Source organism: Cupriavidus sp. 05L310 (assembly GCF_056398185.1).
Genome location: NZ_JBFTOX010000019.1, coordinates 92,945 through 103,983, shown reverse-complemented (window position 1 = coordinate 103,983; position 11,039 = coordinate 92,945). Strand labels below are relative to the sequence as shown.

Genomic DNA, 11,039 nt, shown 5'->3' with positions numbered 1-11,039 from the left:
CTGCGTTGGTTTTTGTCCCGCGCCAGCCGGCGATCAGTGCCGCGGCTCGCCCCTGGGCACACCGGCCCACATGGCGACGCCGCTGGCCACCAGCAAGCCTGCCAGCAGGTACAACGCATTGTCCATGCTGCCGGTGTGCGTCTTGATCTGCCCGATGACCCAGGGGCTGACGATACCGCTCGTAATGCCGATGCTGCTGATAAAGGCAATTCCGGTGGCCGCCGTATGCGCAGGCAGGTGGCTGGGCGGCAACGACCAGAAGATCGGCAGCGCGGCAAAGATCAGCACGGCCGCGACCGACAGCAAGGCGAGCATTGCCGCGAAGCTGGGCAGATGCAGGGTCAGCAGCGCCAGTGCCAGCGCGCCACCCGACGTGCAGGCCAGGAAATGGCGATGCCGCTCGCCGCGCCGGTCGGAGTTGCGGGCGATCAGGATCAGGCCGACGGCGCCGATCGCGTTCGGGATGACGGAGTACAGGCTGATGGACATCACATCGGTAATGCCGAAATCCCGGATCATCAGGGGCATCCAGAAGCTCAGGGTGAGCGAGCCGCATGTCAGCGAAAAGTAGATGAACGCGAACAGGTAGATGCGCGGATTGCGCAGCGCCTGCATCAGCGCGCTGAAGGAGTGCGCATGCGCGGCGCTCCCGGACGGGCCGTTGTGCGCGGCGAGGAAGGCTTTTTCCTTGTCGGTGAGCCAGCTAGCCTGTTGCGGGCCATCGACCAGGCAGACCGCGGCGATGAGCCCGAGGATGATGGCGGGCGCGCCTTCGATGGCGAACATCCACTTCCAGCCGTAGAGGCCGAGCACGCCTGCCATGTCGCGCATGATCCAGCCCGAGATCAGCCCGCCCAGCACGCCCGCCACGGCAACCCCGGCAAAGAAGATGGCCATCACCGCCGCGCGCCGCCGCGCCGGGAACCAGTAGGTGAGATACAGGACGATGCCAGGGAAGAAACCCGCCTCGAATACGCCGAGCAGGAAGCGCAGCGTATAGAAATGCGTTGGGGTGGACACCATCATCATGCCGACCGAGGCGGCTCCCCACAGCAGCATGATGCGGGTGAAGGTGCGGCGCGCGCCGAAGCGGGCCAGCAGCATATTGCTGGGCACTTCGCACAGGACGTAGCCAACGTAGAAGACGGCGGCGCCCAGCCCGTACATCGCATCGCTGAAGCCCAGGTCCTGCTTCATCTGCAACTGGGCAAAGCCGATATTGATGCGGTCCAGGAAGGAGATGACGTAACAGACAAACAGGAAGGGGATGATGCGCAGCCAGATCTTTCGATAGAGCGCGTCTTCGTCGCGCACGGCAGTAGCCTGGGGCGCGATGGCCCCTGCAGAGGGATAAGTCATGGATTGTCTCCGGGAACGCGGGCGTCGATACGCCCTGGATGCCGGCGTCTTGCGCGCCTGGGCAACGAGTTGGGAGCGGCGGGCGCAGGATGCGCCCGCCGCGGTCAGGCTTGCGCGCTGCGGTCCTGCACAGCGCCTGCCCGCGCCAGTTGCATGGCCGAGAGCAGCGTGCCGTGGTCGCCGATATGATTCGCGAGCAACAGGATCAACTGCGCATTGACCGCCTGGCTCTGGCCGTCGTCGAGATCGCGGTGCATGTCGATCAGGGCTTCGTAGAAGTCGTCGGGGCGCGTCAGGTTGGGGTGTGTATTGAGTGCCATCGCTCTGTCTCCGATTCGGGATGTCGCCGGAATGCCTACGCCGCGACGGAGGCAGGGGCTTGCGCCTTTACCGCCGCCTGCATGCACGGCGCGTTGCCGGTTGCGCGGGCCAACGCCTGCCCGACGCCGGCGATGTCGGCCTGCCGCCAGCGCGCGCAGACATGCTGGTCCGGGCGGATCAGGTACAGCGTGCCGGGCCGCGCGTCGTAGCGCTGTGCCGCCAGGCCCTCGGTGTCGCGCAGTACCGTCACGCCCGGCTGCCCGGTGCAGGCTTCACCCGCGTCGACCACGACCAGCTTGAGCGGCAGCGTGCCCTGGCGCAGGCTTTGCAAGGCCCGCAGGTCGCCGGCATCGGGCGCGCCGAATACCAGCGCGGTGAACTGCCCGCCGAGTTGCGGCAGCAACCAGCCCGGGCCTTGTTCCCCGGATACGGGCGCATCCACGCAGGCCGCGCCCGGCACCATGCCGCCGGCAAATTCGCCGGTGTCGGGCGTGTTGAGCGGCGAGTCGTGCAATACCGACGGCAGGGAGAGCCGTCCGCTATTGACCAGCTGCCGCGCGAACGCATGCTGCTTCGACAGGTTCAGCACGGCATCGCGGAACACTTTGCTGACGGCGCTCTTCGGCGTGATGAAATCGGTGGAGCGCGTCGAGTTGCGGATGTTCTCGTCGGCGGCGTACTCGCGCTCGCTCGCATACGTATCGAGCAGGCTGTCCGGCGCCTGGCCCTGGAGCACGAAGGCCAGCTTCCAGGCGAGGTTCTCCGCATCCTGCACGCCGCTGTTGGCGCCGCGCGCGCCGAACGGCGAGACGCCATGCGCGGAGTCGCCGGCAAACAGCACGTTGCCGTGGCGGAAGCTGTCCATGCGCAGGCAGGAGAAGGTGTAGACGCTGACCCATTCCAGCTCGAACTTTGCATCGGGCCCGAGCAGTGCCTGCACGCGCGGAATCACGCGCTCCGGCGTTTTCTCCAGGACCGGATCGGCATCCCAGCCGAGCTGGAAGTCGATGCGCCAGACGTTGTCGGGCTGGCGGTGCAGCAGTACGGACTGGTTCGGATGGAAGGGCGGATCGAACCAGAACCAGCGCTCGGTGGGGAATTCGGCTTCCATTTTCACGTCGGCGATCAGGAAGCGATCCTTGAAGGTGCGGCCCTTGCTGTCCAGGCCGAGCAGGTTGCGCAGCGGGCTGCGCGAGCCATCGGCCGCCACCACGTAGCGGCCGGTGAGCGCATAGGGGCCGTCCGGCGTATCGACGGTCAGCACCACGGCTGCATCCGGCGTGCCGGCATGGCGCTGCTCGATGCCCACCACCTTGTGCTTCCAGCGGATCTCAAGGTTGGGCAACTGGCGCGCGCGGTCGAGCAGGAAGCCCTCGACGTAGTATTGCTGCAGGTTGATGAAGGCCGGCCGTTGGTGGCCGGCTTCCGGCAGCAGGTCGAAGGTGTAGACCTGCTCGTCGCGCACGAAGACCTTGCCGACGTTCCAGCAAACGCCCTTTTCCACCATGCGCTCGCCGCAGCCGAGCCGGTCGAAGACGTCCAGCGTGCGCTTGGCGAAGCAGATTGCGCGCGACCCGTTCGACAGGGTGCAGTCATCGTCCACCAGCACGACCGGCACGCCATGCTGGGCGAGGTCGATCGCGGTGGCCAGCCCGATGGGGCCGGCGCCGACGACGATGACGGGGTGAGGATTGCCTGCCTGCTCCTGCCGTTGCTCGGGGCACGGCTGGTAATCAAATGACAGGTTCTGGTAGTCGTTGCTCATGCCTGTGTCTCCATCCACTCTACTCGGCCGTTCCATCTTTGCGGCGGCTGGTCTTCAATCCTGCAGCGCGGCCCACATTTCCTTGTCGCGCTGCGCGGTCCAGATGCGCGGGTGCTTGATGCCGCTGGCTTCGTCGAAGGCGCGCGACACGTCGAACGGCAGGCAGTGCTCGTAGATGAAGACATGGCCGAACTTCGGGTCCATCGATTTGCGCGTATGGGCCATCGCGCTCTTCAGGTCGAGGCGGTCCACCACGGCCTCCTTGCCAGCCTGGAACAGCGTGGTGACGAAGTCCTTGGTGTACTCGATGCCCTTCCTGACCTCCTCCGTGTTGGTGAGGGCAGGGCCACGGCCGGGAACCAGTTTCTCGGCGCCCAGTGCATGCAAGGCATCCAGCGTGGCCGGCCATTGCTCAAGCTGTGCATCGCCGCAGTAGCACGCGGCGTCGTATTCCACCAGGTCGCCGGAGAACAGCACCTTTTGCGAAGGCAGCCAGACCACCGTGTCGCCCTTGGTATGGCCGGAGCCCAGATGCGCGATGCGGACTTCGAGCTTGCCGAGGTACAGCGTGATTTCCCTCTCGAACACCAGCGTCGGCCAGGTCAGGCCCGGCACGGTCTCGACGCCGGCGAACAGGCGCGGGAAGCGCTCGATCTCGGACTTCATATCCGCTTCGCCGCGCTCGACGATCATTTCGTAAGTGCCGCGGCTGGCGATGACCTGCTGCGCGCCCTCGGCGAAATAGGCCGACGCGCCAAGCACGCGCACCGCGTGGTAGTGCGAGAGCACGACGTACTTGATGGGCTTGTCGGTGACCGAGCGGATCCTGGCGATCAGGTCCTGCGCCATGGCGGGCGTGGCGGTGGTGTCGACGATCAGCACGCCGTCGTCGCCGATGATCACGCCGGAGTTGGGGTCTCCCTCGGCCGTGTACGCGTAGGCGTTCTCGGAGAGTTGGGTGAAGGTGACTTTCTTGGCTTCCAGGTCGGCCTGGGATGCGAATGCCTTGCTCATGCTTGCCTCTTTCTTTTCTGCTGCGTGGGGAAAAGACGAGACAGCAGGCGCCGGGGCGGATCACTGCATAGCGGGGGACTGTCTCGCCCCGTTTTTCACTCTGTAGCTGCACCGGTATCGGGGTAAGGCCATCTTAGGAATCTCAGTGAAATTAGTCAATAACAAATATAGTTGTTTTTGACTAATAAAATGCGAGAGCCGAATGCGGCACAGAAAACCAAGGGGAAACCCTCGGTGATGCGGGAGGCGGGGCGTCTGGTCGATTACTATCTGGGTTTTCAAGCGAGAGGCGAATGGCAAGATCAGCGGACAACACGTCGGATGCCGGTGGCGCGGAGAAAGCGCAGCGCGGCATACAGAGCGTCGAGGTCGGCGGCCGTTTCCTGCGGGCGCTGGCCGATGTCCGTGCCCCGATGACCCTGGCCGACCTCGCGGCTGCCGTGCAGATCGCGCCCGCGCAAGCACACACTTACCTCGTCAGCCTGGTGCGGCTTGGATTGATCAAGCGCGATCACTTGTCCGGGCGCTACGAGCCCGGCCCGCTGGCGCTGCAACTCGGGATGCTGTTTCTCGACCATGATCCCGCCTACCGGGCAGCGGTGCCGCGCGTGGCCGCGCTCGCCGCGTCGTGCGGATTCAGCGTGGCGATCTGCGCCAGCGGGCCGCAGGGCCCAACCATCGTCCGCTATGCGCACGCCGGTTCGCCCTTGCACGTGAACCTGCACGTGGGCTCGGTCATGTCGCTGTCGGCAACCGCGACCGGCCGCGTGTTCTGCGCGTTTCTCCCGCCTGGGCAATGGCAGGCAATCTGGCAACAGCAGCAGCCTGGCGGCACGCCCGACGCCGCCTTCGGCGCTACCCTTGCCGCCATCCGCGAGCGTGGCATCGAGCGCAGCATCGATGCGCCGAGCCCGGCGGTCAGCAGTCTCAGCGTGCCGGTGCTCGACACCAGCGGCCGCTTGCGCCTGGCGCTGACCGTGGTCGGCTCGACCGGCGCCATCGATGTGGACTGGCGCGGCCCCGTGGCACTTGCCCTGCTCGGCACTGCGGCAGCCATCCGTGACGCCATCGCCGGTACTCCCGAATGACCCCAGCACCCACGCCAACCGACGACAGCCAGGGCGAAGCCGCCAAACCGCAGCGCGGTATCCAGTCGCTGGACAACACCGGCCAGTTGCTCGCCGCGTTGGTGGCGGCAGGGCGGCCCTTGCCGTTGCGCGATCTCGCGCGCGCGGCCGGCATGCCGCCCGCCAAGGCGTTCCCGCATCTGGTCAGCCTGCAGAAGATCGGCCTGCTGGCGCGCGATGCGGCGGGCAATTTCCTGTCCGGCCCGCTGGGCCTCGAACTCGGGCTGATCGCCTTGCAGCGGCTCTCGCCAACCCGCGAAGCCGAGCCGGAAGTGATCGAACTGGCGGGCGCGACCAGCCTGAGCGTGGCAATGGCAGTGCTCGGCCCGCTGGGGCCGACGGTAGTCCGCCTGGAAGAAGCCGCGCGGCCGCAGCACGTCAGCCTGCGGGTGGGTACTGTGCTCTCGCTGGTCAATACGGCGATCGGCCGGCTGTTCGCGGCGCACTTGCCGGAGCACGCGCTGATTGGCCTGATGGGTCAGGACGAGCTTCGGCTGGCCGGTGTGCGGAAATCGGAAGTCGTCGAAGCGGATGGCGGCGCGGGCGAAGCGCTTGCGCTAGCGTACGCGGCCCGGCTGGCGCAAATTCGCGCGCAGCGGATCGACAACGCGCTGAGCCGGCCCGTGCCCGGCATCGACACACTTGCGGCGGCCGTGTTCGACCACACCGGCAGCGTTGCGCTCGTCATCGCCCTGATTGGCACGTCGGGCAGCTTCGACAGCGGTATAGATGGCGCCACGGCCAGGACCCTGTTGCAAGCGGCGCGGCGGCTGTCGTGGCGGTTCGGCGCGATGGAGCCGGCTGAGGCGGACGGCTAGGCGCCTGCGCGCTCAGGCGCGTTCTCATTGTCCCTTTGCCACGCGCCGCGACCGCTTCACCGGCGGTGGCGATGCCGCCGGTTCATCCTCCCCGACGAACACCTTGGGATAGTGTTCAAAGGTCCGCTTCACCAGCTCGCGCAGCCAGATGATTGCCGGGTCATGGTGGAAACGCGGGTGCCAATGCTGCTTGATGGCAAATTTCGGCAGCGCCACCGGCGGCTGCATGACGCGCACCGTGCCGTATCTTGCAAAGACGTTGGCGAGTTCCAGGGGCACGGTGGCAATCAGATCCGGATGCTGTTCGATCAGTAGCGGCACAACCAGGAAGTGGGGCGTGGACAGGTAGATGTTCCGCTTGATGCCGTGATCGTCGAAGGCGCTGTCGTAGGCCGCGCTGGCTCGCCCTGACAGCGTGACCACAATCTGCGGCATGCGCTGAAATTGCTCCAGCGTCAGGGCTTCGCCGATCTCGCGGTTGCGCGCGCTTACGATCGTCACGAAGGAATGCATGAACAGGCGCTGCTGGAACAGGCCCTCCGGCGCGGCGCGGATGGAGCCAAGCGCCAGGTCGGCTTCCCCGGAACCGAGCAGGCCTTCGATCTGCTGCAGCGGCACTTGCAGCGTGCGCAGCGTGCAGTGCGGTGCTTCGCGGCGCAGCCTGCTGATCAGCGGCGGCAGGAAAACCAGTTCGCCCATATCGGTCATGCACAGATTGAACGTGCGCCGCGCCGCCAGCGGGTCGAAGCGCGCCTGGGACAGGACTTGCTGTCTCACCGTCGCCATCACGCCGACGATGGCTTCGGTCAGTTCCTCCGCCTTGTGCGTGGGCATCATGCCCTCGGGCGTCTTGACGAACAACTGGTCGTCGAAGAACGCGCGCAAGCGGTTCAGGGCGTGGCTCATCGCGCTTTGCGTCAGGCCCAGTTCCTGCGCCGCCTTGGTCACGCTGCGTTCCCGCAGCATCGCGTCGAATACCGACAACAGGTTAAGGTCGAGCTCGTCTGTATGCATGGCCTACATTCCCGCTATTAGGTAGATGACGTTGACGCATGTTTGCTCCAAACCTATTCTGCAGTCAAGGACCCCGCAGATGGGTCCCGGCATACGGAGACAGACATGACGCCCCACCTGTTCGCGCATTTCCACCCGCAACCCCGCCTGCACGGGGCATCGCCCCCATCCTGATTTCCCTCCTGGTCCAGGCCACGGCACCTTAGCCCGGTCTGGCAGCTTCAATTCCCCGCCCGCGCATCGCCGGAAGGCAATGCGTGCATGGCGACGCGCGCCCCGGATTTCCACGCCGGGCGCAACGAGACTTTCCGAAGGAACGCAGCATGTTTATCAAGAACACCTGGTATGTGGCCGGCTGGGACAATGAGATCCCCGCCGAAGGCATGTTCTCCCGCACCATCATCGGTGTACCGGTGGTGATGTACCGCAAGGAAGACGGCAGCATCGTCGCGCTGGAGGACCGCTGCTGCCATCGCGGCGCGCCGCTGTCGGTCGGGCGCAGGGAAGGCGACTGCATCCGCTGCATGTATCACGGCCTGAAGTTCGACAGCGCAGGCCACTGCATCGAGGCGCCCGCGCAGGAGCGCATTCCGCCGCAGGCCAAGGTGCGCAAGTTTCCCATCGCCGAGCAGCACCGCTGGATCTGGATCTGGATGGGGGATCCGGACAAGGCCGATCCGTCGCTGATCCCGGATACGCAGTGGCTGGACCACCCGGACTGGCGCAGCCAGGACGGCTATATCCACTATGACGTGAACTACCTGCTGATCTGCGACAACCTGCTGGATTTCTCGCACCTGCCGTTCGTTCACCCGACCACCCTGGGCGGGAGCGAGGACTATGCAGCCGTCAAGCCCAAGGTGGAGCGTATCGATGGCGGCGTGCGGATTACGCGCTGGGCCATCAATACCGAGGCGCCCGCATTCGCCAAAGCCGTCAAGGAATGGCCCGGGAAAGTCGACCGCTGGAATATCTACAACTTCACGATCCCGGCCATCCTGCTGATGGACTCCGGCATGTCTCCCACCGGCACGGGCGCGCCGGAGGGCGTGCGCGTCGATGCCGCGGAGTTCCGGGGTTGCCAGGCGATCACCCCGGAGACCGAGAACTCCACGCACTACTTCTTCGCCCATCCGCACAACTTTGCCATCGACAAGCCGGAGGTCACCGCGTCGATCCACCAAAGCGTGGTAACGGCGTTCGACGAGGACCGCGAGATCATCTCGGCGCAACAGCGAAGCCTCGCGCTCGAGCCGAACTTCAAGATGATGCCGTTCTCCATCGACGCGGCGCTGTCGCAGTTCCGTTGGGCCGTGGACCGCAAGATCGAAGAGGAAGCGGCAGAATCCCCGGCACCCGTTGAGAAGACGGCGATGTCCGGGGTGAGGTAGCACGGCATGCTCGAACTGATCGTATCCAGGCTGACCTCGGAGGCGGAGGGCGTTCGCGGCATCGAGTTGCGGCGTCCTTGCGGCGGTGCCTTGCCCGCCTTCACCGCGGGCGCGCATATCGATGTTCACCTGCCAGGCAATATCGTCAGGCAGTATTCGCTCTGCAACGACCCGGCCGAGACCCACCGCTACTGCCTTGGCGTCGGGCTCGCGCCGTCTTCGCGCGGAGGCTCGCAATATGTTCATGCCGGGCTAAGGGAGGGCGACCCGGTCACCGTGAGCATGCCGCGTTCGCTGTTTGGCATCGACGCGGCTGCCACGGCGCATGTCTTTATTGCCGGCGGCATTGGCATCACGCCGGTTCTCAGCATGATTCGCTGGTGCGAAGCCAACGGCAGGCCATGGAAGCTGCTCTATTGCATGCGTTCGCGCCAGCGTGCGGCTTACCTGGATGTGTTGTCGCGATATGGCGAACGGGTGCAGCTTCATGTCGATGACGAGAGCCGGGGCGAACTGGCGGACCTGTCCGCATTTCTCGGCGCGCTGGCCGACGGCAGTCATGTGTACTGCTGCGGACCATCGCCGCTGATGGACGCGGTGGCCGCCACGGCGGAAGCGGCGGAAGCGGCGGGCGTGCCACGGGCCGCCACGCACTTCGAACGGTTCAGTGCCGAGCCACGGCAAGCCAGCGCAAGCGCGGAGCAGGCATTCACGGTGATCCTGCACCGGCACGGCGGCCGCTTCATCGTTCCCGCCGGCTCCACCATTCTCGAAACCCTGGAACAGAATGGCGTGCCGCTGCCATTCGCCTGTCGCGAGGGCCTGTGCCGCAGCTGCGAAGTACCGCTCTTGTCCGGCATGGCGGACCACCGCGACCATGTGCTGGGCGATGCGGAGCGCGAGGCGAACACGGCCATCATGATTTGCGTTTCCAGGGCACTGACACCCGAGCTTGAACTGGATATCTGAGCCTGCCCGGAACGCCTCGCCGCCACCATACCCTCACCACGCGCGCCACCGAGATGGCCGCGATACACCAAGGAGACAAAGCGATGTTCCATCCCACCCGCGCACTGATGACTGTCGTGCTTGCCATGTCCGGCCTGGCCGCAGCCACCGCCCATGCCGATATCAACATCGGCGTCACCTTGTCGCTGACCGGTCCTGCGGCGTCGCTGGGCATTCCGGCGAAGAGCGCCATCGACCTTCTGCCCAAGGACGTGGCGGGGCAGAAGCTGAACTTCATTGTGCTCGATGACGCCTCGGATCCGAGCGCCAGCGTTCGCAACTTCCGGCGTCTGGTGGATGAACACAAGGTGGATGTGGTGATGGGTTCCTCGGTCACGCCATCGACCATCCCGCTGGTGGACGTTGCCGCCGAGACCAGGGTGCCGCTGATGAGCCTGGCCGCAAGCGCGAGGATCGTCGAGCCGCAAGACGAGAAGCGGCGCTGGGCATTCAAGGCAATCCAGAACGAAAGCCTGATGGTCGGCGCCACGCTTGACCACATGCGCCAGACCGGTGCGAAGACGCTGGCGTTCATGGGCTTCTCGGATGCTTACGGAGACGCGTGGCTGTCGGCGCTCCAGCCGCTGGCGGACAAGGCCGGCATCAGGCTCGTGGCGACGGAGCGCTACGTGCGCACCGACACCAGCGTGGTAGCCCAGACACTGAAGATCATCGCCGCGAAGCCGGATGCCGTTCTGGTCGCCGCGTCCGGAACGCCCGGCGCCTTGCCGCAGAAGACGCTCGCCGAGCGTGGCTACAAGGGCAAGGTCTACCAGACCTATGGCATCGCCAACCGGGACTTCCTGCGCGTGGCGGGAAAGGATGCGGAGGGTGCGATCTTTGCCGTCGGGCCGGTGCCGGTAGCCGACCAGCTTGAGCCGGACAGCCCGATGCGTCCCGTCGCGCAGGATTTCATCAAGCGATACGAGGCCGCTAACGGGCAGAACTCGGCCTCGATCTTCTCGGCCAATGTCTGGGACGCGGGCCTGGTCCTGCGCTCGGCGATTCCCGTTGCCCTCGGCAAGGCCAGGCCAGGCAGCGAAGCGTTTCGCGCTGCGCTGCGCGATGCGCTGGAGAGCACCAGCGGCGTCGTGACAACCCAGGGCGTGACGACGATGTCCAGGTCCGACCATGTTGGCTACGACAAGCGGGCGGCCGCGCTGGTGCAGATCCAGAGCGGTGCCTGGAAGTATCTGAAGTAGGGTGGCGGACGGACAAGCGG

10 protein-coding genes are annotated in these 11,039 nt (G+C 65.8%); 5 read left to right on the top strand and 5 right to left on the bottom strand.

What is annotated here, in order from left to right; genetic code table 11:
* Window positions 1-33: 33 nt before the first annotated feature.
* The 4 genes from AC1DS6_RS16060 to AC1DS6_RS16045 all read right to left on the bottom strand — a co-directional run bounded on the left by AC1DS6_RS16060 (window position 34) and on the right by AC1DS6_RS16045 (window position 4,459).
* Window positions 34-1,359, bottom strand: a complete 1,326-nt coding sequence (locus tag AC1DS6_RS16060) for an MFS transporter (protein ID WP_441627679.1) — start codon at window positions 1,357-1,359, stop codon at window positions 34-36.
* A 104-nt stretch (window positions 1,360-1,463) separates the two neighbouring features.
* Window positions 1,464-1,679, bottom strand: coding sequence for a DUF2783 domain-containing protein (locus tag AC1DS6_RS16055; RefSeq protein WP_441627677.1), 216 nt, complete (start codon window positions 1,677-1,679; stop codon window positions 1,464-1,466).
* A 35-nt stretch (window positions 1,680-1,714) separates the two neighbouring features.
* Window positions 1,715-3,445, bottom strand: a complete 1,731-nt coding sequence (locus AC1DS6_RS16050) for an FAD-dependent oxidoreductase (protein ID WP_477102709.1) — start codon at window positions 3,443-3,445, stop codon at window positions 1,715-1,717.
* Window positions 3,446-3,499: 54 nt separating this feature from the next.
* A complete protein-coding gene (locus AC1DS6_RS16045) occupies window positions 3,500-4,459 on the bottom strand; it encodes an MBL fold metallo-hydrolase (protein ID WP_441627673.1) in 960 nt (319 codons plus the stop codon).
* A 293-nt stretch (window positions 4,460-4,752) separates the two neighbouring features.
* Here AC1DS6_RS16045 and AC1DS6_RS16040 point away from each other — a divergent pair, with 293 nt between their 5' ends.
* Window positions 4,753-5,547, top strand: coding sequence for an IclR family transcriptional regulator (locus AC1DS6_RS16040; RefSeq protein ID WP_441627671.1), 795 nt, complete (start codon window positions 4,753-4,755; stop codon window positions 5,545-5,547).
* A complete protein-coding gene (locus AC1DS6_RS16035) occupies window positions 5,544-6,404 on the top strand; it encodes an IclR family transcriptional regulator (protein WP_441627669.1) in 861 nt (286 codons plus the stop codon). The genes AC1DS6_RS16040 and AC1DS6_RS16035 overlap by 4 nt, the downstream gene beginning before the upstream one ends.
* A gap of 24 nt (window positions 6,405-6,428) precedes the next feature.
* Here the strand turns inward: AC1DS6_RS16035 and AC1DS6_RS16030 are convergent, their stop codons facing one another.
* Complete coding sequence (locus AC1DS6_RS16030) at window positions 6,429-7,418, bottom strand: LysR family transcriptional regulator (RefSeq protein ID WP_441627667.1); 990 nt, start codon at window positions 7,416-7,418, stop codon at window positions 6,429-6,431.
* Window positions 7,419-7,741: 323 nt separating this feature from the next.
* On the opposite strand from AC1DS6_RS16030, the gene AC1DS6_RS16025 reads away from it, so the two are divergent.
* From AC1DS6_RS16025 to AC1DS6_RS16015, 3 genes are all read left to right on the top strand, one after another.
* On the top strand, window positions 7,742-8,809 hold the full coding sequence (locus tag AC1DS6_RS16025) for an aromatic ring-hydroxylating dioxygenase subunit alpha (RefSeq protein WP_477102708.1): 1,068 nt from the start codon (window positions 7,742-7,744) through the stop codon (window positions 8,807-8,809).
* Window positions 8,810-8,815: 6 nt separating this feature from the next.
* Window positions 8,816-9,778, top strand: a complete 963-nt coding sequence (locus AC1DS6_RS16020; protein WP_477102707.1) for a PDR/VanB family oxidoreductase — start codon at window positions 8,816-8,818, stop codon at window positions 9,776-9,778.
* A gap of 83 nt (window positions 9,779-9,861) precedes the next feature.
* Window positions 9,862-11,019, top strand: coding sequence for an ABC transporter substrate-binding protein (locus AC1DS6_RS16015; protein ID WP_477102706.1), 1,158 nt, complete (start codon window positions 9,862-9,864; stop codon window positions 11,017-11,019).
* Window positions 11,020-11,039: the final 20 nt, after the last annotated feature.